Annotated in this window: 21 protein-coding genes; 12 read left to right on the forward strand and 9 right to left on the reverse strand. The window is 70.6% G+C overall.

Going from position 1 to position 20,841, the window contains the following annotated elements:
* Positions 1–4: 4 nt before the first annotated feature.
* The 7 genes from AB0M54_RS19585 to AB0M54_RS19615 all read left to right on the forward strand — a co-directional run bounded on the left by AB0M54_RS19585 (position 5) and on the right by AB0M54_RS19615 (position 8,457).
* Complete coding sequence (locus AB0M54_RS19585; RefSeq protein WP_364319380.1) at positions 5–913, forward strand: carbohydrate ABC transporter permease; 909 nt, start codon at positions 5–7, stop codon at positions 911–913.
* Between the two features lie 13 nt (positions 914–926).
* The gene (locus tag AB0M54_RS19590) at positions 927–2,297 is read left to right on the forward strand and encodes a sugar ABC transporter substrate-binding protein (protein ID WP_364472870.1); all 1,371 of its coding nucleotides are present in this window, start codon (positions 927–929) and stop codon (positions 2,295–2,297) included.
* 168 nt (positions 2,298–2,465) lie between these two features.
* A complete protein-coding gene (gene thrS / locus AB0M54_RS19595) occupies positions 2,466–3,710 on the forward strand; it encodes a threonine--tRNA ligase (protein ID WP_364472872.1) in 1,245 nt (414 codons plus the stop codon).
* Positions 3,711–3,744: 34 nt separating this feature from the next.
* Positions 3,745–5,403 (forward strand): sulfatase, encoded by a 1,659-nt coding sequence (locus tag AB0M54_RS19600; protein WP_364472874.1) that lies wholly within the window; start codon positions 3,745–3,747, stop codon positions 5,401–5,403.
* Between the two features lie 71 nt (positions 5,404–5,474).
* Positions 5,475–7,589 carry a penicillin acylase family protein gene (locus AB0M54_RS19605; protein ID WP_364472876.1) on the forward strand — a complete coding sequence of 705 codons (2,115 nt, stop codon included), beginning with the start codon at positions 5,475–5,477 and terminating at the stop codon, positions 7,587–7,589.
* A 137-nt stretch (positions 7,590–7,726) separates the two neighbouring features.
* On the forward strand, positions 7,727–7,999 hold the full coding sequence (locus tag AB0M54_RS19610) for a hypothetical protein (RefSeq protein ID WP_364472878.1): 273 nt from the start codon (positions 7,727–7,729) through the stop codon (positions 7,997–7,999).
* Between the two features lie 170 nt (positions 8,000–8,169).
* A complete protein-coding gene (locus AB0M54_RS19615) occupies positions 8,170–8,457 on the forward strand; it encodes a hypothetical protein (RefSeq protein ID WP_364319391.1) in 288 nt (95 codons plus the stop codon).
* Here the strand turns inward: AB0M54_RS19615 and AB0M54_RS19620 are convergent, their stop codons facing one another.
* Both AB0M54_RS19620 and AB0M54_RS19625 read right to left on the reverse strand, forming a co-directional pair.
* Entirely contained in the window at positions 8,458–8,835 is a 378-nt protein-coding gene (locus AB0M54_RS19620; RefSeq protein ID WP_364472880.1) for a hypothetical protein, read from the reverse strand.
* 150 nt (positions 8,836–8,985) lie between these two features.
* The gene (locus AB0M54_RS19625) at positions 8,986–9,570 is read right to left on the reverse strand and encodes a TetR family transcriptional regulator (protein ID WP_364319395.1); all 585 of its coding nucleotides are present in this window, start codon (positions 9,568–9,570) and stop codon (positions 8,986–8,988) included.
* A gap of 75 nt (positions 9,571–9,645) precedes the next feature.
* Here AB0M54_RS19625 and AB0M54_RS19630 point away from each other — a divergent pair, with 75 nt between their 5' ends.
* From AB0M54_RS19630 to AB0M54_RS19640, 3 genes are read left to right on the forward strand one after another with little or no spacing between them, the layout of a single operon-like run.
* On the forward strand, positions 9,646–10,587 hold the full coding sequence (locus AB0M54_RS19630) for an LLM class F420-dependent oxidoreductase (RefSeq protein WP_364472882.1): 942 nt from the start codon (positions 9,646–9,648) through the stop codon (positions 10,585–10,587).
* A 34-nt stretch (positions 10,588–10,621) separates the two neighbouring features.
* The gene (locus AB0M54_RS19635; RefSeq protein WP_364319399.1) at positions 10,622–11,491 is read left to right on the forward strand and encodes a helix-turn-helix domain-containing protein; all 870 of its coding nucleotides are present in this window, start codon (positions 10,622–10,624) and stop codon (positions 11,489–11,491) included.
* A 5-nt stretch (positions 11,492–11,496) separates the two neighbouring features.
* Entirely contained in the window at positions 11,497–11,937 is a 441-nt protein-coding gene (locus tag AB0M54_RS19640; RefSeq protein ID WP_364472884.1) for an SRPBCC family protein, read from the forward strand.
* On the opposite strand, the gene AB0M54_RS19645 is transcribed toward AB0M54_RS19640, so the two are convergent.
* Positions 11,897–12,019 carry a ribosomal protein bL36 gene (locus AB0M54_RS19645; protein ID WP_285680117.1) on the reverse strand — a complete coding sequence of 41 codons (123 nt, stop codon included), beginning with the start codon at positions 12,017–12,019 and terminating at the stop codon, positions 11,897–11,899. The genes AB0M54_RS19640 and AB0M54_RS19645 overlap by 41 nt on opposite strands.
* A gap of 131 nt (positions 12,020–12,150) precedes the next feature.
* Here AB0M54_RS19645 and AB0M54_RS19650 point away from each other — a divergent pair, with 131 nt between their 5' ends.
* Positions 12,151–12,843, forward strand: a complete 693-nt coding sequence (locus tag AB0M54_RS19650; protein ID WP_364472886.1) for a SprT-like domain-containing protein — start codon at positions 12,151–12,153, stop codon at positions 12,841–12,843.
* Between the two features lie 22 nt (positions 12,844–12,865).
* On the opposite strand, the gene AB0M54_RS19655 is transcribed toward AB0M54_RS19650, so the two are convergent.
* Complete coding sequence (locus AB0M54_RS19655; protein WP_364472888.1) at positions 12,866–14,569, reverse strand: insulinase family protein; 1,704 nt, start codon at positions 14,567–14,569, stop codon at positions 12,866–12,868.
* The gene (locus tag AB0M54_RS19660; protein ID WP_364319408.1) at positions 14,569–15,501 is read right to left on the reverse strand and encodes a hypothetical protein; all 933 of its coding nucleotides are present in this window, start codon (positions 15,499–15,501) and stop codon (positions 14,569–14,571) included. The genes AB0M54_RS19655 and AB0M54_RS19660 overlap by 1 nt, the downstream gene beginning before the upstream one ends.
* A gap of 134 nt (positions 15,502–15,635) precedes the next feature.
* Between AB0M54_RS19660 and AB0M54_RS19665 the strand changes: the two genes are divergently transcribed.
* Positions 15,636–16,676 carry a hypothetical protein gene (locus AB0M54_RS19665; protein WP_364472890.1) on the forward strand — a complete coding sequence of 347 codons (1,041 nt, stop codon included), beginning with the start codon at positions 15,636–15,638 and terminating at the stop codon, positions 16,674–16,676.
* Between the two features lie 44 nt (positions 16,677–16,720).
* Here AB0M54_RS19665 and AB0M54_RS19670 read toward each other — a convergent pair whose 3' ends face one another.
* From AB0M54_RS19670 to AB0M54_RS19685, 4 genes are all read right to left on the reverse strand, one after another.
* The gene (locus AB0M54_RS19670) at positions 16,721–17,110 is read right to left on the reverse strand and encodes an SRPBCC family protein (protein ID WP_364319412.1); all 390 of its coding nucleotides are present in this window, start codon (positions 17,108–17,110) and stop codon (positions 16,721–16,723) included.
* A gap of 53 nt (positions 17,111–17,163) precedes the next feature.
* Positions 17,164–17,994, reverse strand: coding sequence for a helix-turn-helix transcriptional regulator (locus tag AB0M54_RS19675; RefSeq protein WP_364319743.1), 831 nt, complete (start codon positions 17,992–17,994; stop codon positions 17,164–17,166).
* Positions 17,995–18,243: 249 nt separating this feature from the next.
* Positions 18,244–18,744, reverse strand: a complete 501-nt coding sequence (locus AB0M54_RS19680) for a DUF402 domain-containing protein (RefSeq protein ID WP_364473006.1) — start codon at positions 18,742–18,744, stop codon at positions 18,244–18,246.
* Between the two features lie 57 nt (positions 18,745–18,801).
* A complete protein-coding gene (locus AB0M54_RS19685) occupies positions 18,802–20,817 on the reverse strand; it encodes a PQQ-dependent sugar dehydrogenase (protein ID WP_364472892.1) in 2,016 nt (671 codons plus the stop codon).
* Positions 20,818–20,841: the final 24 nt, after the last annotated feature.

Consider the following 20,841-nt stretch of genomic DNA (forward strand, 5'->3'; position numbering starts at 1 on the left):
GACGATGACCGCAGTAACCGCAGACGCCACCGCTCCCCCGCGGTTCAGCATCGGCCGGGCGGCCGCCTGGACCTTCATGATCCTGGTCATCCTGGCCAGCCTGTTCCCCTTCTACTGGATCCTGCGCACCGCGCTGTCCAGCAACAACGCGCTCTACGCGGGCGGCGACAGCATCCTGCCGGTGCAGCCCGGCCTGGGCGGCTTCGAACGGGTCTTCGGCACGCAGACCGGCCAGGAGGCGATCGACCAGGGCGGCGCCGGCCAGGAGATCTTCTTCTGGCGCTACCTGCTCAACTCGGTGGTCGTGGCCACCCTGGTCACCGTGGGCCAGGTGTTCTTCTCGGCGATGGCGGCGTACGCGTTCGCCCGGCTGAAGTGGCGGCACCGGGACAAGGTGTTCGGCTTCTTCCTGGGCGGGCTGATGATCCCGGCCATCTTCACGCTGCTGCCCAACTTCGTCCTGATCAAGCAGCTCGGCCTGGTCGACACCCTGCTCGGCATCGCCCTGCCGACCATGCTGATGACCCCGTTCGCGGTGTTCTTCCTGCGCCAGTTCTTCCTCGGCATCTCGTCCGAGGTGGAGGAGGCGGCGCTGATCGACGGCGCGTCGAAGACCCGGGTCTTCTTCCGGCTGGTCCTGCCGATGTCGTCGGCCCCGATCGCCACCCTGGCCATCCTGACCTACATCGCCGCGTGGAACGAGTACTTCTGGGCGCTGATGGTCAGCTACACCGACCGGTCGCGGGTGCTGACCGTGGCGCTGGGCGTGTTCAAGTCGCAGACACCGCAGACCGGGCCGGACTGGGCCGGGCTGATGGCGGCCACCCTGGTCGCCGCGCTGCCGATGCTGCTGCTGTTCATGCTGTTCGCCAAACGCATCGTCAACTCCATCGGCTTCAGCGGGATCAAGTGAGGAGGGCCCGGCCATGTTGCGGAAACTGAGAGTGGGTGCGGCCGCGCTCACCATGGGCCTGCTGACCGCGTGCGGCGGCAGTGCCGCGGGCGGCGCCGACGGCGTCATCGAGTACTGGCTGTGGGACTCCGGTCAGCAGCCCGGCTATCAGAAGTGCGCGGACGCGTTCGCACGGCAGAACCCCGGTCTGAGCGTACGGATCTCGCAGTACGGCTGGGACACGTACTGGCAGAAGCTGACCGCCGGATTCATCGCCGACGCCGCACCGGACGTCTTCACCGACCACCTCGCGCGGTTCGCCCAGTTCGCCGACCTGAAGGTGCTCCGGCCGCTGGACGAGCTCGGCCCGACCCAGGACATCCAGGACACCGACTACCAGCCCGGCCTGGCCGAGCTGTGGAAGGGACAGGACGGCCACCGGTACGGCTCGCCGAAGGACTGGGACACGGTCGCCCTGTTCTACTCCAAGAAGGCGCTGTCCGACGCCGGGGTCGACCCGGCCGAGCTGCAGAACCTGAGCTGGAACCCGCAGGACGGCGGCTCGTTCGAGAAGCTGGTCGCCCACCTGACCATGGACGTCAACGGCAAGCGCGGCGACGAGCCCGGCTTCGACTCCCACCGGGTGAAGACGCACGGGATGTCGGCCGAGGGCTCCGGCGGCCAGGGCTGGGGGCAGACCCAGTGGTCGGCGTTCACCGGCAGCGCCGGGTGGCAGGTCACCGACAAGAACCCGTGGGGCACCCACTTCAACCTCGACCAGCCCGCCTTCCAGGACACCCTGAAGTGGTACTTCGGCCTGGCCCGGAAGGGCTACCTGCCGACGTACGCGGAGATCGGCGGGGCCAACCCGATCAACACCGACAAGCAGATCCAGTCCGGCATCGCCGCGATGGGCATCAGCGGCTCGTGGATGATCTCCACCTTCAGCAAGCTGACCGACGAGGCCGGCAAGCCGCTGGAGATCGGCGTCGCGCCCACCCCGATCGGGCCGACCGGCAAGCGGGCGTCGATGTTCAACGGTCTCGCCGACTCCATCACCACGCTGTCGAAGCAGCCGGAGAACGCGGCCAAGTGGGTCAAGTTCCTCTCCGGCGCCGAGTGCCAGAAGATCATCGGCGAGTCGGGCGTGGTGTTCCCGGCCCGGCCGGAGGCGACCGAGCTGGCCATCCAGTACAACCAGAAGGAGCGGAACCTGGACGTCACGCCGTTCACCGATCAGGTCAAGAACAAGACCACGTTCCTGTTCCCGGTGACCAGCAACGCGGCCGACATCATCGCGCTGGTCAATCCCCGGATGGACTCGGTGTACATCGGCAGCGATCCGCCCAGCTCGCTGACCAAGGTCAACGACCAGCTCAACGACCTCTTCAAGGTGGTCGGATGAAAAGGTGGTCGGATAAATCGGTCGCCTCGCGGTCGGCACGGCCGTATTTTCGAGGCATGTTGCGCTTCGTGATGACGACGACGCCGGATCTCCCCGGCGCCGCGTAACAACGCAACTTTTCCAGGCCCGGGGCACCTCGCCCCGGGCCTGGCGCCTTTCTCGGGGCGTGTGCTCACGGCGTACACCGAGAAGGAGACCGTGATGGCCGACCACCGCAAGCTGGGCCGCGAGCTCGAGCTGTTCGATTCCGACCCGCTGGCCGGCGCGGGCCTGCCGTTCTGGCTGCCGGCCGGCGCCGCGGCCCGGCACGCCGTCGAGGAATACCTGCGCGAGCTGGAACGGCGCAACGGCTACCAGCACGTCGTGTCACCACCGCTGGGCCGCCCGGCCCTGTTCCAGCTGTCCCGGCACCTCGACCACTTCGCCGACGACATGTTCCCGGCCGTCGCGTTCGACGACGACGATCAGCTCATGCTGCGGCCGAGCCTGTGCCCGCACCACGCGCTGGTCTACCGGTCCCGCGGCCGCTCCCATCGTGAGCTGCCGCTGCGGATCGCCGAGATCGGGCAGATGTTCCGGGCCGAGCGCTCCGGCGTGCTCGGCGGGCTGAGCCGGGTCCGGGTGATCGCGCTCAACGACGGGCACACCTTCTGCGCGCCGTCGCAGGTCGTCGACGAGGTCGGCCGGGAGCTGCGGCTGATCCGGCGGGCGCACGCCGACCTGGGCGTCCGGGCGTCCAGCTTCCGGCTCTCGCTGCGGGACGGCAGCGCGAAATTCATCGACGACGACGCGATGTGGGCGCAAGCCGAGCAGGTGCTGCGCGATGCGCTTGATCGCGCCGGAGTCGAGTACGAGGACGCGCCCGGCGAGGCAGCCTTCTACGGCCCGAAGATCGACATTCAGGTACGCGACGACGCCGGCCGTGAGCAGACCCTGTCGACCGTGCAGGTCGACTACGACAAACCGGCCCGTTTCGCGTTGGACTACGCGGCGGCGGACGGCTCCCGGCAGCGGCCCGTGATGATCCACCGCAGCCTGGCCGGCAGCATGGAGCGGCTCTTCGCGCACCTGATCGAGGTGCACGAGGGCGCCTTCCCGGCCTGGTACGCGCCGGTCCAACTGGCCGTCCTGCCGGTGTCGCCCGCGCAGGACGGCGCCGCGCGCGCCCTGGTCGAGGCGGCGTCGGATCTGCGCGCCGAGCTGTCGTTCGAGGGGTCGCTCGGTGCCCGCATCAGGCAGGCGGCGCTGCGGAAGATCCCGTACGTCGGGATCATCGGCGAGCGGGAGGCCGCCGCCGGCCAGGTCTCGCTGCGCCTCCGCGACGGCCGGGAAATCCCAGCTCAGGAGGTGTCTTCGGCGCTCGGACGGATAGCCGAGTTGGTGGAATCCCGATCACATGATCTCCACGGCTGAACCGTTGTATGCGGATCGTCCGTAACAAGAGGGCGTGACCAACCGCCTACGCTCGATCCTCGCCGTGTCCCTGACGGTGCTGGCCGCTCTGCTGGTGTTCGTCGCCCTCGTGGTGCCCGACGGCATCGGCCGGCTGCGGCCCGGGACCTGGGTGCCCGGCGCGTTCCTGCGCCTGCCGATCGAGGCGATCGTCGCGGCGGCGGTGGTGCTGGTCGCGCCGGCCCGGTTCCGGAAGCCGGCCGCGCTGATCATGGGCGCCGGGATCGGCGTACTCACGATCCTCAAGATCATCAACATCGGTTTCCTCAGCGTGCTGGCCCGGCGCTTCGACCTGGTGCTGGACTGGCCGCTCCTCGGCGACGGCTACAACTACGTCACCGAGACCTCGGGCAAGCCGGCGGCGGTGGCGGCCGTCGCCGGCGCGATCCTCGGCGGCATCGGCCTGATCGGCCTGATGGCCTGGTCGGTGCTCCGGCTGTCCGGGCTGGTGGCCCGGCACCGGAAGGGCGCGCTGCGGGCGGTGCCGGCCGGGATCGCCGCGTGGGTGGCGCTGGCGCTGGTCGGTGTGACGCTGTTCCCGTACGCGCCGGTCGCCTCCGACACCACCGCGATGCTGGCGCGGAACACGCTGACCGGCATCCCCCGGTCGATCAACGACCAGCGGGCGTTCGCGATCGAGGCGGCGAACGACCCGCTGGCCAAGGTCCCGGCCGGCCAGCTGCTGCGGGCCCTGCGCGGCAAGGACGTGCTGATCGGCGTGGTGGAGAGCTACGGCCGGTCGGCGCTGGAGAACCCGAAGATGGCCGCCATCGTCGACCCGGCGCTGCAGAAGTCGAACGCCGAGCTGGAGGCGGACGGCTTCCACGCCCGCAGCGCCTTCCTGACCTCGTCCACCTACGGCGGCGGCAGCTGGCTCGCCCACGCCACCTTCCAGTCCGGCATGTGGGTCAACCAGCAGCAGCGCTACCGCCAGCTGACCTCGGGCGCGGGCAACCGGCTCACCATCACCAAGGCGTTCCAGAAGGCCGGCTGGCACACCGTCGGCATCGAGCCCGGCAACAAGCACACCTGGCCCGAGAAGGACTTCTACGGGTACGAAGAGGTCTACGACGCCCGGAACCTCGGCTACAAGGGCCCGCAGTTCGGCTGGTCCTCGATGCCGGACCAGTTCACGCTCGCGTCGTTCCAGCGCAACGTCTACTCGCGACCCGACCGCGGCCCGCTGTTCGCCGAGGTCACGATGACCTCCAGCCACACGCCGTGGGCGCCGCTGCCCGAGATGATCGACTGGAACCAGGTCGGCGACGGCTCGGTGTACGGCCCGCAGATCGCCAACGGGCCCAAGGAGGACACCTGGACCTCGACCGGCAAGGTGCGCACCGCGTACGCCACCTCGGTCGGCTATTCGGTCAACGCCCTGACCTCGTGGGCCACCACGTACGGCAGCGACGACCTGGTGATGATCATGTTCGGTGACCACCAGGCCGCGCCCCGGGTCAGCGGCGTCGACGCCAGCCACGACGTGCCGATCTCGATCGTCAGCAAGGACCCCGCGGTCCTCGACCGGATCGCGTCCTGGGGCTGGCAGGACGGCCTGCGCCCGGACGAGGACGCGCCGGTCTGGAAGATGGACAGCTTCCGCGACAAGTTCCTCACCACGTTCGCCGCCCCGGCGGGCGCCAAGTCACACTGACGCTCTTGCCCGCACCCCCACGTACTGATAGTCGTTGATGTATGGTCAGCAGGCGGCACGTCCTCGGCGGCGTGGCCGCCTCTTTCCTTCCCCTCCCCTCTTCCGCGGCGTCGTCGGCCCGGGTCACCATCACGCGGGACGACTGGGGTATCCCGCACGTGGCGGGGCGGACCGACGCCGACGCGGTCTTCGGGATGATGTACGCCCAGGCCGAGGACGACTTCCCCCGGATCGAGCGGAACTACCTGGTCAGCCTGGGCCGGCTGGCCGAGGCCGAGGGCGAGACCGCGATCTGGCAAGACCTGCGGCAGCGCCTGTTCGTGGATCCCGCAGCACTTCGCCGCGACTTCCTGAAGTGCCCCGCCTGGCTCCGCAAACTGATGACGGCGTGGGCCGACGGGCTCAACCACTACCTCGCGACGCACCCCTCCGTGCGGCCGAAGGTGATCACCCGGTTCGAGCCGTGGATGCCGCTGAGCTTCTCCGAGGGCAGCATCGGCGGCGACATCGAACGGGTGGTGCTGAGCCAGCTCGAAGCCTTCTACAGCGGGCGTACGCTGCCGATGACCGACGACGAGCTCGCGCTCACGTTCCGCGAGCCCGGCGGCTCGAACGGCTTCGCGATCGCGCCCGGCCACACCCGGGACGGCCACGCGCTGCTGCTGATCAACCCGCACACCAGCTTCTTCTTCCGCTCCGAGCAACACGTGACCAGCGACGAGGGGCTCAACGTCTACGGCGCCGCGACCTGGGGCCAGTTCTTCATCTACCAGGGCTTCAACCAGCACACCGGCTGGATGCACACCTCCAGCGGCGTCGACAACGTCGACGAGTTCGCCGAGACGATCGTGACCGGCGCCGGCGGCCGGCTGCGGTACCGCTACGGCGACGCGCTGCGGGCCGTGACGACCAACGAGATCACCCTGGCCTACCGCGCCGCCGACGGCTCCCGGATGACCCGCACCTTCACCACGTACGCCACCCACCACGGCCCGATCGTGCGGGAGGCGGACGGCAAGTGGATCGCGTTCGCCCTGATGAACAAGCCGCTCGAGGCGCTGCAGCAGAGCTTCCTGCGCACCAAGACCCGCGACTACGCGGACTACCTGCGGGTGGCGCGCCTCAAGGCCAACAGCTCGAACAACACGCTGTTCGCGGACACCCGGGGCGAGATCGCGTTCCTGATGCCGCAGTTCATGCCGATCCGCGACGACCGGTACGACTACCGCCGCCCGGTCGACGGCAGCGACCCGGCGACCGACTGGCACGGGCTGCACAGCCTGGCGAGCCTGCCGCAGGCGGTGAACCCGCGCACCGGGTGGGCGTACAACTCGAACAACTGGCCGTGGACCGCGGCCGGCGCCGACAGCCCCCGGCGCGACGACTTCCCGCGCCACTTCGACCAGGCCGGCGAGAACCCGCGCGGGCCGCAGGCCATCCGGGTGCTGACCGCCCGGCGCCGGTTCACGCCGCGGACGCTGATGTCGGCCGCCTTCGACCCGTACCTGACCGCCTTCGACCGCCTCGTGCCGCTGCTGATCGCGGCGTGGGACCGGGCACCCGACCCGCGTCTGGCCGACCCGATCGCCCTGCTGCGGCGCTGGGACTATCGCTGGGGCACACACTCGACCGCCACGTCGCTGGCCGTCTTCTGGGCCGAGGCGCTGTGGGCGCCGCTGGCCCAGGCCGCCCGGGACGCGGGCCTGTCCATGTGGGACTACCTGGCCGAACGCGCCACCGACGCCCAGCGCCTGGCCGCGCTCGACGAGGCGGTGACCCGGCTGACCCAGGACTTCGGCCGCTGGCCGGTGCCCTGGGGCGAGATCAACCGCTTCCAGCGCAACGACGGCGCGATCACCCAGACCTTCGACGACACCAGGCCCAGCCTCCCCGTCCCGTTCACCTCGGCGCAGTGGGGTTCGCTCGCCTCGTTCGGGGCCCGCCGCTACCCCGGGACGAAGCGCTACTACGGCACCAGCGGCAACAGCTTCGTGGCCGTCGTCGAGTTCGGCCCCCGCCTGCGAGCCTGGGCGATCACGGCCGGCGGCGCCAGCGGCCACCCCGAGTCCCCGCACTTCAACGACCAGGCCACCCGCTACGCCGCCGGCGACCTCCGTCCGGTCTACTTCTACCCCGAGGACCTCGCCGGCCACATCGAACGCCGCTACGTCGTTCGGCGCCCCTGACGCGCCGGCGCCCTCGCCGGGCCCGAATGGCCTGGTCCGGCGGCGTGGACAACTTCACCCCTGCGTACAATTCGGGGCATGCGAAGCTTTCCCGGATGCAGCAAGGCGGGCCTTGTTCGCGGTGACGAGGACACAGAATGACACTCGGGGGCCAGGCGGTGCTCGTGGTCGAATACCCCTGCGAACAGTTCTGCCGCATCGAGGTCGACCTGAGCGGCGAGCAGAGCGGGGTCACCTTGAAGCAGCTGCGCGAGAAGGCTGACACGGCACACGAACGGGTGCACAACCCCGATTCCGCCGATTCCGCCGAGCCCGCCGAGCCGATCGCCGACGAGCCCGTGACCGGCCGTCCCGCGGCCACCATCTTCCTCTCCGCCCCCGGCCGCAACAGCGACCAGCGCCGCCGCTGACCAGGCTGCGGCTGCCTTCGCACCAGGAAGGCGAGCGTCCGCGTGGCGGGCTGCCGGTGGGCCGGGCTCCGTGGGCGGGGACAAAATCAGAGCCGCGGCCGGTAATCATTCGCGTTATGGCTCGCTTGTCGTGGCCCGGATCTGGGCGGGACGGGATATCCTTAGCGCATATGGCTACCTTTCGCAGCGCCTCAGTGCTTCTCGCCGCCGACGGCACCCGGATCCCAGGAACCGCCGCGCTCTTCGCCGAGCCCGCCCGTAAGGGCGGAGTTCCGCCGTGGGCCGGGGACTTCCGTCTCGCCAACGACGCCGGCAACGGCCCCAAGAACGCGGTCGGTAAGACGTTCACGTTGGAGTTGCCCGACGGCAGCACCGGCAAGGTTGTGGTCCAGAACCTCAAGAGCGGCAAGGGCGGCGTCGTGCTGGCGTTGATGGGCCAGGACGCACCACCCTTCTGATCATGACGTCAGCGCCGCCGTGATCGGGTCGAGGCCGGTGATCAGTTCGTCGAGCTCGTCCGCGCTGAGCACCTCGTAGGCCGGCGCGGCCAGCTCGTCGGTGACGGTTTCGATCCGTTCCCGGAGGTCTCGGCCGGCGTCGGTGAAGTCGCCGGCCGCGTTCACCAGGCCTCGGGCGCGCAGGCCGTCGACGGCGGCGGCCAGCCGCGCCGGGGGCAGGCGGTGGACCCGGCCGAACTTCTCCGCCCGCAGGCCCATTTTCAGGGCCATCAGGACGTGCGCCTCGGTGCCGCCGATGTGGTGGGCGACCAGGACGGCGTTGTGGCCGTCCCCGCGGTGCTCGCGCCGCTCGGGCTCGCGCCGCCCGAAGTCGTGCACGCGGTCTTCTACAACTTCGCCGAGGGCGAGGTGGCCCGGACCTGGCCCAGTTGGTGTGGCATCGGTCGGCACCTCCCGTGGTCGTGACCGCACCCTGGCGGGCGGCCGTTCACCATGGCTACGAACGGCGAGGCCCGGATCGGACAACGGTCAGCGGCGGGCGGTGGCCAGGTCGGCGGCGGCCCGGACGGCGCGGGCGGCGATGTGTTCGGCCGAGCCGTTGTGCATCGCGAAGAAGCCGTCGGTGAGCAGCGTCGTGTAGCCGTGCGCGACCGCGATGATCTCCTGGAGGAGGTGCAGAACCTCGTGGTACGAGCTGGGCTCGACCGCCACGGCCAGGTCGATCAGGGTGGTCATCAGGGCCCGGGTGTGCTCGCGGCGATCCTCGTCGGGCAGCTCGGACAGGCCGGCCGCGAAGATCACGTGGAAGCCGGCGCCGGTCCGCGTCATGTACCGGACGTAGGCGCCGGCCAGCGCGGCCAGCCGATCGACCGGGTCGGCGCCCGCCGCGTCGGCGGCGGTGACGACGGCCTCGCGCAGGTCGCGTGCGGCCACGCCGGAGACCGCGCTGAGCAGGTGATCGCGGTCGGGAAAGTGCCGGTACGGCGCCGCCGAGCTGACCCCGAGCCGGCGCGCGACCGCGGCGACCGAGAACCGCTGCAGGCCGTGCTCCCCCAACGCGTCGAAGCTGGCCTCGATCAACGCCGCCCGGAGGTCACCGTGGTGGTAACCCATGCCTTCTTGCCCTCCTGTAAGAGGGCTCTTACATTAACATGTGAGAGCCCTCTTACATCGGCGTACGGAGTCATCATGAGCATCCGGCTCGGTTACCAGATCCCCAACTTCACCTACCCGGGCGTCGCGCCCGGCCAGCTCTTCGACACCGTCCTGGCGCAGGCCCGGGAGGCGGAGGGCGCCGGCTTCGACACCGTGCTGGTGATGGACCACTTCTATCAGCTGCCCGGCATCGGCCCGGCCGAGAATGCGATGCTCGAGTCGTACACGACGCTCGGCGCCCTGGCCACCGGCACCTCGACCGTGCAGCTGTCCACACTGGTCACCGGCAACACGTACCGCAACCCAGCCCTGCTGGCCAAGACCGTGACCACCCTCGACGTGGTCTCGCACGGCCGGGCCGTCCTGGGCATCGGGGCCGGCTGGTACGAGCGCGAGCACCACGACTACGGCTTCGAGTTCGGCACCTTCGGGCAGCGCTTCGAGCGGCTCGAGGAAGCGCTGACGATCATCTCGCCGATGCTGCGCGGTGAGGAGGCCACGCACGACGGCAAGTGGTACACCGCGCGGGGCGCCATGAACAATCCCCGGTTCCGCGAGAGCATCCCGATCATGCTGGGCGGCAGCGGCGAGCAGAAGACGTTCCGGCTGGCCGCGCGGTTCGCCGACCACATGAACATCATCTGCGACGTGGCCGACCTGGCGCGCAAGGTGTCGGTGCTGCGCGAGCGGTGCGAGGAGATCGGCCGCGACCCGGCCACCCTGAAGACCAGCTTCCTGGCCATGGGCATGGTCGGCGAGACCGAGCAGGAGGTGACGGAACTCGCCGGGACCATCCCCGAGGACCGCCGCAACCGGGCCTTCCTCGGCACCGCCGACCAGGTGGCCGAGCAGCTCCAGGAGCGGGTCCTGGGCGCCGGCATCGACGGCATCACCATCAACCTGATGCGCAACGGCCACCGCCCCGGCGTGGTCAGCATGGTCGGCGAGGCCCTGCGCCCGCTGGTCGCCGCCTGAGCGGTTCGGGGCGCGTGACGTGCTGAGATAGGGCGTGGAGTTCGTCTTCGAGGCTCGTCAGCCGCCCGCGCTCGCGCGGTTCGTGGAGTCGATCTGGTATGCCCGCGGCCAGATCGGCTACCGCCGCGAGCTGATCGCGCCGACCGGCTCCACGGTCGCCGTCGTCGTGCTCGGTGACCCGATCCGCCTGGTGGCCGGCGATGGTCCGGCGCTCGTGGCCGGCGAGGGCTTCCTCCTCGGCCCGCACGACCGCCCGGTGATCAACGAGCCCCTCGGGGAGACACACTGCTTCGGGGTGGTCACCACGGCGGTCGGCGGCCAGGCCCTGTTCGGCCTGCGGCCCGCTTCCGTACGCGGAAAGGTCGTTGATCTTCTTCAAGCCTGGCCGGGCGCGGTGGCTCTGCGGAGCGCGCTTCTCGCCGACGGCACCCTCGATGTGGTCGAGAAGGCGCTGACGCCCGGGGCGCCCGGCCCGGCGCTGCTGCGCTGCGAGGCGGCCGTGCACGCGCTCGAAGCCGACCCGCTGCGGCCGATCGCCGGGCTCGCGGCCGAGCTGGGTGTCTCGCACGGGCACCTCGACCGCGAGTTCACCACGACGGTCGGGCTCGGCCCGCGGGTGGTGTCCCGGATCCTCCGGTTGCGGGCGCTGCTGGCGGCGATCGACGTCTACGCGCCGGTGGACTGGCCCGGCCTGGCCGCCGCGTACGGCTGGTTCGACCAGAGCCACTTCATCCGGGACTTCCGGCGGCACACCGGGGTGACACCGTCCGCGTACGTCACGGCTCAGCGGGCCGCGTACACCCCCGACCAGGCCGCCCCGGGGTTTGTGCCGGAACTGACAAAGCCGCCGGAGATCGATGTGAAATCCGTCCAAGACGCGGATCGAGCCGACCGGCCACGCTGACCGCCGTGACCACAGCCTTCATCCTCTCCGCCACCATCGATCGCCCGGCCGCCGAGGTGTGGGCCCGGCTGACCGACTGGCCCGCCGCCACCGCCTGGATGCCCGGCGTGCGGAGCATCCGGGTGAACGACGACGAACTGATCTTCCACACCCGCGGCCGGGACCGCACGGGCCGGGTCGAGACGGTCGAACCCGGCCGTACGGTCGTCGTGCACTCGGCCCAGGGCGGCGTGTCCGCCGCGTACACCTACACCTGCGTGCCCGACGGCGGCCGGACGACGGTCACCCTGACCGCCGACTGCCGCGTCGAGGGTGTCTGGCGCCCGTTCGCCGGCCTGCTCCGCACCGCGATCCGCCGCACCGATGGTGGGCAGGTCGCCGCCCTCAAACGGGTGATCGAGGCGGTCAGCCCTGACGGCCGTTCCAGCGCGGGTTCTTCCGGTTGATCACCACGAGCCGGCCACGCCGACGGGTGAGGACCGAACCGGGCTTGTTCTTGAGCGACCGGAGTGAGTTGCGAACCTTCATCACGAACCTCGTTCCCAGCCGGCCGGGAAGCCGGCACCGTCAGCGGAACGTCGGCGCGCGGCGCGGCATTCCGGCCCGGGACCGCCGTGGCAGGATGGTCCGGCGGGTGCGAGTCGGCGGGGAGCGGTGGGTTGGATCTGTCGAGAGCGAGGCAGCTGGCCTCCGATCTGATGGCCGAGCACGGGCTGGCCGGGTGGCGTCTGGTGTTCGACAACGCCAAGACGCGGGCCGGGGTCTGCCGGTTCGCCACGAAGGAGATCGGGCTGTCCCGGCCGCTGATCTCGCTGTACGACGTCGAGCAGGTCACCGATACGGTGCTGCACGAGATCGCCCATGCCCTGGCCGGTCCGAGGCATGGTCACGACCGGGTGTGGCGGGCCGTGGCCCGGCGGATCGGCTGCTCGGGCGAGCGATGCGTGCCGGCCGACGCGCCCGGCGTCGACGGACCGTGGGCCGGGGTCTGCCCGGCCGGTCATCGCACGACGGCACACCGGCGGCCGATCCGGGTCAAGTCGTGCCGCGCCTGCTCCCCCGGCTTCGACGTGTCCGCCGTCTACACCTGGTCCCATCGTGGCCGGCCGGCCGAGATGGACCCGCGCTACCAGGCCGAGCTGGCGCGCATCCGGGCCGGTCAGGTCGCCACGCAGCTCCCGCGCGTGCCGCTCCAGGTCGGCGAGCGGGTCCGGGTGATCGGCCCGGGCAAGTACGCCGGCGTGGCCGGCACCGTGGTCAAGCGGGGCCGGACCCGTTACCAGGTCCAGACCCGGGCCGGCCTGCTGAGCGTGGCGTTCACCGCCGCCCAGCGTGATCCGTCGGCAGGGTGAACCGTCGGCAGGGTGAACCGGGTCAGGACCGGCGGGCCTGACGGGCCGCGCGCAGGCGGCGGATCGCGGCGACGATGCCGAAGCCGAAACCCACGGTCAGGGCCAGGCCGAAGATCAGAAGAAAGACCGACCCGCTGCGTACGTCGGGATCGGGATCGTTCATCGTGATCAGCGAGACCGACCCGAGCAGGCACGACACCAGCATCAACGGGATGAACACGGCGAGCATGATGATCGGGCCGGTCGATCGGCCGGTCCTGGCCTTCGCCTGGGCCTGCGGCTCGGGGCGCGGGAGGTTGTCGGGGCTGCGGGGCGGCTGGTTCACCCGGGCGGCCGCCGGGACGCGGGCGTCGAGGTGCGGGATCGCCGCCGCCGAGCCGCCGTAGAGGGTCGGCTCCACCCGCAGCGTGATGCCGTCCGCGCCGATCAGGAAGCGGCCGCCGTCGGGCCAGGCCAGCATCGCCGACACCTGGTCGAAGCGGACGGTCGCGACGTCGGTGTCCTCGATGATGCTGACGCCGTCGTTCCCGACGACCAGGCGGGCGCCCTTGGATTCCAGGCTGGGGTGGGCGTGGCCCTGGACCGCGGCGTGCGAGCCGGTCGGCGCGGCGGCCAGGCCGGCCCAGTCGGCGGACCGGCCGCCGGGCGTCATCAGCAGGCCGGTCGACCAGGCCTGGCCGGCGATCTCGGTCAGCCGCTCGGGGGTGACCGCCCGGATCTCGGCCAGGATCTGCTCGAGGGCCTCCACCGGGCGGCCGGAGACCAGGTTCAACGCCTGGCCGGGCAGCCGGCCGCCGCGCTCCTCGGCCTGGCTCAGCTCGTCCACCCGGTGCCCGATCACGGTGGCGACGTCCTTCTCGTCGACCTGACCGAAGCGCAGCGCGGCCAGCACGTCGAGGAAGCCGCCGAGGACGGCGCCCCGCTTCTCCGGCAGCGAGTCGGCCGCGGCGGTGATCAGCGCGGTGCCGTCCGTACGCGGGTCGTAGTCGGTGTTGACCGAGTAGGACAGGCCCTGCTCCTGGCGCAGCGACCGCATCAGCGACCGTTCCAGCACGGCGGTGAACACGCCGGAGGCGGGCTGCCGGGGCACCACCGCGTCCCAGACGACCGTGCCGGACGAGCCGGGGAACCAGGCCGGGGTGCGGGGCAGCGCCGACGACGGGCGGGGCGCCGGGCGGCTCGGGCCGTCGGGCAGGTCGAGCGTCAGGCCGGCCGGCACGTCGTCGGCGGCGATCCAGAGGGCGGCGTTGCCGCGGGTGAAGTAGGTCGCCACCCAGGCGCGCAGCTCCTCGGGGCCGATCGCGGGCAGGCCCCACTCGGGGTAGCCGGTCAGGCCGTAGTCGCGGGCGCCGTGCCGCCACAGCGCCATCGAGTCGCCCAGTCCGCCCTGACGGCCGTTGCGCTCCGTACGCAGCAGCTCCTTCTCGACGTCGAGGCGGTGCATCGGCAGGTCGCGCAGGGACCGGCAGACCCCGGCCAGGAACGCGGCGATCTCGTCGGCCGTGCCCTGGGTGTGGAAGTAGGTGAACTCGGGCGTCGTGGTGCCGTTGTAGTGGTGGTCGGCCACCCCGAAGGTGTGCAGCGCCAGATGTTCGACCAGATGCGTGATGCCGCGCCGGGCGAGCGTCTCGTCGGCCTGCCCGACCCGGAAGGCCAGCCCGGCGTGCATCGGCCCGGTGGTCGGGCCGACCATCGCGGGGATGCCGTCGATCTCGATCCGCCGCATCAGTTCTGCCCTCCCAGGGCCCAGGCGCGGGCCGCGTACAGCGCCCCGGACGGCATGTCGGAGTAGCCGTCCCACGGCGGCATCGCGGCGCGGTTGCCCATCAGCCGGAAGACGCGCCCGGCGTACTCGCGGTCGCCGAACCGCTGCAGAACCACGGCGAACGTGCCCAGGGCCAGGTCGGCGGCGTAGGTGCCGGTGACGAAGCCCGGGTTCAGGACCGACCGGTCGGCGGCCGCGCGCAGGTCGGGCCCGGCCTGCTGGAGGTACGCGCGCTGCTCGTGGCCGCTGAGCTCGAGGACATGTTCGATGTGCGCCTCGGCCACCAGCACGCCCTGGGGGTATCCGGGCGGCGCGGCCGCCGTGCGTTCCCGCGCGAAGGCGTGGGCCAGCTCGAAGCTGCCGCTCCACTTCGGCAGCAGCTGCTGGAGGTGGTGGGCCTGCCCGGGCAGGTGGTGCTGGTCGATCGCGGCGAGCCGGTTGTAGCGGCGGGTCTCCTCGTCGACGCCGAGCGAGATGCCGCGGGCCGAGGGCAGCCGGGCGGTCCAGATCGCCGGGTCGCCCGGGTGCCGGGCCGCGCCTTCGAGCAGCACCTGCTCGGCCAGGTTGAGCCAGTGGTAGAAGGCCCGCCACTGGTCCTTGCTCACGTGCTGGGCCCGGGCCGCGGTGCGGATGTTCCAGCCGGTGACGGTCAGGAACTTGCCGAGCAGGGCGAACGCCGCCGGGTCGTCGGGGTTGGTCCGGACCAGCCCGCGCAGGAAGTCCTCGCTGAGCCGCTGCTCGGAGCCGAGCGTGATCAGCTCGGTACGCTCCGCCGGCGTGACGGAGTCGAGCACAACGCGGGCGGCCGACCAGTCGAGCCGGAGCAGCGCGTCGCGGAACGTCGCGAACGCGGGCCACAGCTTGGCGACGTCGGTTTCGAGCGTGAGGGGCACCGACGCATCGTAGAGATCGATGGATCATCCCGTGCGGATGGGGGCACCGACTGTGCACCCGCCGTCCTTCCCTCGGACACGCTGACCTCTTAGATTCACATCCATCTATTGAAACGCATCCGCGGGAGAGCATCATGCGAGGTCGCAGCAGGATCGCCCTGGTCATTGCCGGGGTGCTGGCCGGGGTGCTGGCCGGGGTCGGGCCGGCCGCGCCGGCCCATGCGGCGGTCAGCCGGGAACAGCTGGCGTTGCGCTGGGCGCCGATCCACTACCAGGACGTGGACGCCACCGGAGACCACGCCCTGGGCGGCCGGTCCGACTACATCACCGCGTACGACTTCGACGGCGACCTGTCCGGCCGGAACAACTGGGACCGGACCGGCGCCGGGTCGATGGCCGCCACCGCCTACTACTCGGTGGTGGAGACCAGCAGCCACTGGTACCTGACCTACTTCTTCTACCACCCGCGGGACTGGGTGGATCACCCGTTCTTCGAGACCGAGCACGAGAACGACGGCGAGGGCCTGCTGCTCACGGTCGAGCGGGACGGTTCCGACTACGGGCTGCTGCGTTCGGCGGTCACGGTGGCGCACAGTGACTTCTACTCGTACACGCCGGTCGGGAGCACCTGGTCGAGCGGGCGCGAGTCGGTCGACGGGACGCTGCAGACGCAGTCGTCGCCGCACGACTCGTTCCAGCACCCGGTGACCGCGCAGGAGGCCAAGGGGCACGGGCTGAAGGCGTACCCGCAGTACAACATCAACGGCGACGGCATCGTCTACTACCCGTCGACGGTGGCCGAGGCGCCGGCCAACGGCGACGACCGGGACGTGCGGTACCAGCTGGTCGACATCTTCGCCCCGGGCGGGCTGTGGGCGCAGCGCACCAACACGGCCCTGTTCGCCTCGCTGGGAACCTTCGCCGGCGACACCAGCGGAGGCTGCGGCCAGGGCACCTACTCCTGCGGCACCAACTCGGCCAACTCGCCGTGGGGCTGGGACGACGGCAACGACGTGCCCGCCCGCGGCGAGCTCGCGTCGGACCCGGCGAGGCTGGTCACCGAGTACTTCACCATCCCGGCCGCGGTGTCCCGGACGTACACCTACAACCCGTACCGCTCGGAACTGGCCGAACTGGCCCGCCTCGACAAGGTCGCGCCCCGCCCCGAGGATTAGGCCGTATTTCGTAACGAGGCGTAGGTCGGGCTACGAAACACGGCCTACGCCTCGACCAGGTTCTTCAACGTGAGAAGGTCGGCGCGTACGGCCTCGGCGTCGCGGTCGAACTCCTCGTCGCTCATCTCCGGGCGGCGGCGGACGGTGAACACCAGTTCACACCCGTCGCCGTCCGGAAGCAGGCGCATCGGGTTGTGGAAGGTCTCCCCCGAGGCCACGGTCACGTCGTGGTCGAGGACGCCGAACTCGTTGCGCGGCGTGAAGTCGATCACGACGCGTCCCATCGGCGATTCCGCGACCCAGCGCCCGTCGGCCGGCTCGATCGAATTGAGCAGGCCGGGCGCCCATTCCGGCAGGTGCGACGGGTCGGAGGCGTAGTCGTAGACCTCCCCGAACGGGCGGTCGATGTGTGCGCTGACATGACGGGATTCCATACCGGCGAAGCTACCGCCGACCGATCACGCCGTCTTGACGAAACCGGACAGGCCTACTCGCCGAGGTCGATGAGGACCTGGCGGAGGATCTCGGGGGTACGCTGCGGCGGCTCCGCCTCGATCGACAGCCGGCCCATGGCCTCGGCGTACTGGTCGACGTCTTCGCGTTTGTCCAGGTAGAGGCCGCTGGTCAGGTGTTCGATATACACCACGTCGGGCACGTCGGAGTGGCCGAAACGCAGGATGGAGAATGCACCGCCGGCGGCCGCGTGCCCGCCCGACCGGAAGGGCATGACCTGCAGGCGTACGTTGCGGAGCTTGCTGACCTCGAGCAGGTACTCGATCTGCTCCCGCATCACCGCCACCCCGCCGATCGGACGGCGCAGCACCGCCTCGTCGAGCACCGCCCACACCCGCGGCGGGTCGGGGCGGGTCAGCAGCTGCTTGCGGGCCATCCGGAACTCGGCGCGGCGGGCGATCTCGGCCTGCGCCTTGGAGCCGTGGCCGAGCATGATGACGGCCCGGGCGTACGCGTCGGTCTGGAGCAGGCCCGGCACGAACTGGATCTCGTAGGTGCGGATCAGCTCGGCCGCCTGCTCGAGGTCGAGGTAGTTCTGGAACCACGTGGTGAGCACGTCGCCGTACGCGTGCCACCAGCCCGGCGTGTTCGCCTCGCGGGCCAGCGCCAGCAGCCGGGCGTGTTCGCTCTCGTCCTCGATGCCGTAGAGCCGGAGCAGATCGGTGACGTCACGCTCCTTGAACGCGACCCGGCCCAGCTCCATCCGGCTGATCTTGGATTCGGAGCCCCTAATGGCCCAGCCGGCCTGGTCACGGGTGATGCCCTTGGCCTGCCGGAGGTTACGCAGGCGGGCGCCCAGCTGCATCCGCCGGACGGTGGGGCCGCCGTTCTGCTGTGTTCCGGCCACGTCAGGCTTCCTGCGGCAGGCTCAGATCCATGATGGAGGAGTGGTCCATCATGGATGAGTGCGGCAAGGAGGCAACGGCCACGTCAGCATCCCTCGATCAGGTGACAGAGAAGATCGGCGCAAGCATAGACCGGTCCAACGTGCAATTTGCACCGGCCGGAGGGACTAGGCACCACCAACCAGGCGTACCAGGTATCCGGAGCGCTCCTACCGGGCGCCGGACGCGGCGTAACGGGCCAGCCAGGCGCGGCCGACCGCGGTGAACGGCTCGGCGCCGGCGGTCACCTCGGCCATCAGGCGGTCGGCCTCGGTCTGGGCCGCCGTGATCACATGCGGCGGATAGCCGTAGCGGACCTGGTGCGCGGCGAACTCGTCCTCGTCGTCCAGCATCACGCGGCCGTCGCGGGCCCGGAGGACGTCCAGGTCGAGGTCGACGGCCTCGATCAGGTCGCCGGTGATGGTGGGCGGGGTGCTGATGTCGATGTAGAGGTCGATCCGCCAGTTGGCGTGGGTGTTGAAGGCGGCCACGTACCAGCCCTCGGCCGGGATCAGGGTGACGAAGTCGTGCTCCTGGACCTGGGCCGGCTCGTGGCCGCGCTGGATGCGCGCGCCCTGCGGGGTGCCGTACCAGCTGCCCCACTCGTCGGTGCCCAGCGGCGTCACCGGGAAGTGCCAGTGGAGCTTGCCGCCCCACTTGGTGAATCGCATCTCCACACCGACCAACGTAGTGGGAGGAGCGGCCAGGCCGCCCCTCCCACGGAAGAGTCAGGCCGCCGGCGTACCCGTGACCTTGAAGCTGTTGGTCCGTCCCACGTTGTCGAACGAGCCGAAGCCGACCCGGCCGCTCTGGAAGGTCGTGTCGCGGGCGGTCATCAGTGGGTCCTTGGCGCCGTCCAGGTAGACCGCGATCTCACCGGTGGCGGGCAGGTGCTTGACCCGTACCTCGTGGTAGGCGCTGTCGGTGATGGCCGGGTTGGCGCCGCGGCTGCGGCCGTTCCACTGGTAGTCAAGGCGTTCCCGGTCGGCGTTGTTGACCTTGAAGATGCCGTTGTGCGGCAGGATCGTGTTGTCGGTCGAGACGTGCGCGTAGTAGAACTCCGTGTCCGACTTGTAGCCGAACACGATGATCACGTCACGGTTGGTGATCTCGACCGGGGTGTCCAGCCGTACGTCGGCCTTGATCTCGACCGACGACATGACCGGGCCGGCGGTCAGGATGGCGTACTCGAACGGGCGCCGCGGCCCGGGCCGCTCCACGCCGGCCTCGGCCAGGATGACCTCGCGGCCGGTGAACTGCCACTTCGACGGGGTGACCGGACGCCAGTTGGTGCCTCGCAGCGTGTCCGCGACCCTGGTCGTGCCGACCGGGCCGGCGGCGAAGGTCCTGGTGCCGGTGACCTTCCAGATCTTGCCGTTTGCCTTGGCCAGGATGTAGAGCTCGCCCGAGCGGTCGGTGCCGAAGCGCAGGTCGACCCGGTTGGGGTCGCCGACCGAGCCGGGACCGGAGATGTCCTGCATGCGGATCGGGGTGCCGGCCGCGGTGAAGAGGTTGAGCCGGTGGATGGTGGCGGGCGCCTGGCCGCGCTTCATCTCGGACGCCTCGGTGTAGAAGACCCAGCCGCTGACCAGGTCGCCGAAGATGTACTTGCCGCGCAGGGCGGGGATCGCGGCGCCGCGGTAGACGAAGCCGCCGGCGACGGCCACGCCGACGTCGGAGGTGCAGTTCCAGCCGGGCGCGGGGTTGTGGTCGTACTCGGCGACCGGGTAGACGAAGCCGGCGTCGTCGGCCGGCAGCGGGTAGAGCCGGTCACAGGGGTTGGCCGGCGCGCGGTCGAACCGGTACCGCCCCTCGCGCTCGCTCCAGCCCAGGTTGTCGCCCTTCTGGACCTCGTAGATCGACTCGACGGCGTGCTCGCCGATGTGGCCGAGGTAGAGCTTGCCGGTGGCCTTGTCCCAGCTGAACCGGTGCGGGTCGCGGAAGCCGTACGCGTAGATCTCGCCGGCCTTGCCCGCCTGGCCGACGAACGGGTTGTCGACCGGGATGCCGTAGCGGCCGTTGGGGGCGTTGGTGCCCTTCGGGTCGATGCGGATCAGCTTGCCGTGCGGGATGGCCAGGTTCTGCGGGTCGGTGTTGCCGACGCCCTGGCCACCGTCGCCGACGGCCAGGTAGAGCAGGCCGTAGTCGGGGTCGCCGCGCTTGGCGTACGGATTGAAGTTGATCTCCTGGACGCCGTGGATCTGCCCGCCGAAGCCGATCCGCAGCACCTCGCGGTGGGTGCCCGAGAAGGTGCCGGCCGCCGGGTCGGTGGCCTTCCACTCGGTGATGATGGCCTGGTAGATCGTGTTGGCCTGGGCGTAGTCGGGCGTCCGGGTGGCGTTGGCCACGGCGGTGGTGTGGATCGTGTAGAAGGTGCCGTTGCGCCGGAACTCCGGGTGGAACGTGACGTAGCCGAAGCCCTGGCCGAGCCCGCGGCCCGAGAAGAACTCGGGCGCGAAGGTGGCGGCCACGTCGAGGTAGACGTGCGGGACGCCGTTCTCGACGAGGTAGAGGTTGCCGTTCAGATCGGGAACGGCCCGGCGCCCCGAGCCGTCGGGCAGTTCCATGATCGTGTTGATCCGGGCGATCCGGTTGAGCCGCTGGTCGATCAGCGGCGGGTTGGTGAACGACTGCGGGAACTGGGCGTACTCGGAGAGCACGAGCCCGAGCTTGGAGGTGACCGGCTCGGTGGGCACCGGGTCGTAGACGGGTGCGTCCGCGGCATGCGCAGCGGGGACACCCACCAGAGTGGACAGAAGGAGCGTGGC

The sequence above is a fragment of the Actinoplanes sp. NPDC051470 genome, assembly GCF_040682035.1.
Classification (GTDB): Bacteria; Actinomycetota; Actinomycetes; order Mycobacteriales; family Micromonosporaceae; genus Actinoplanes.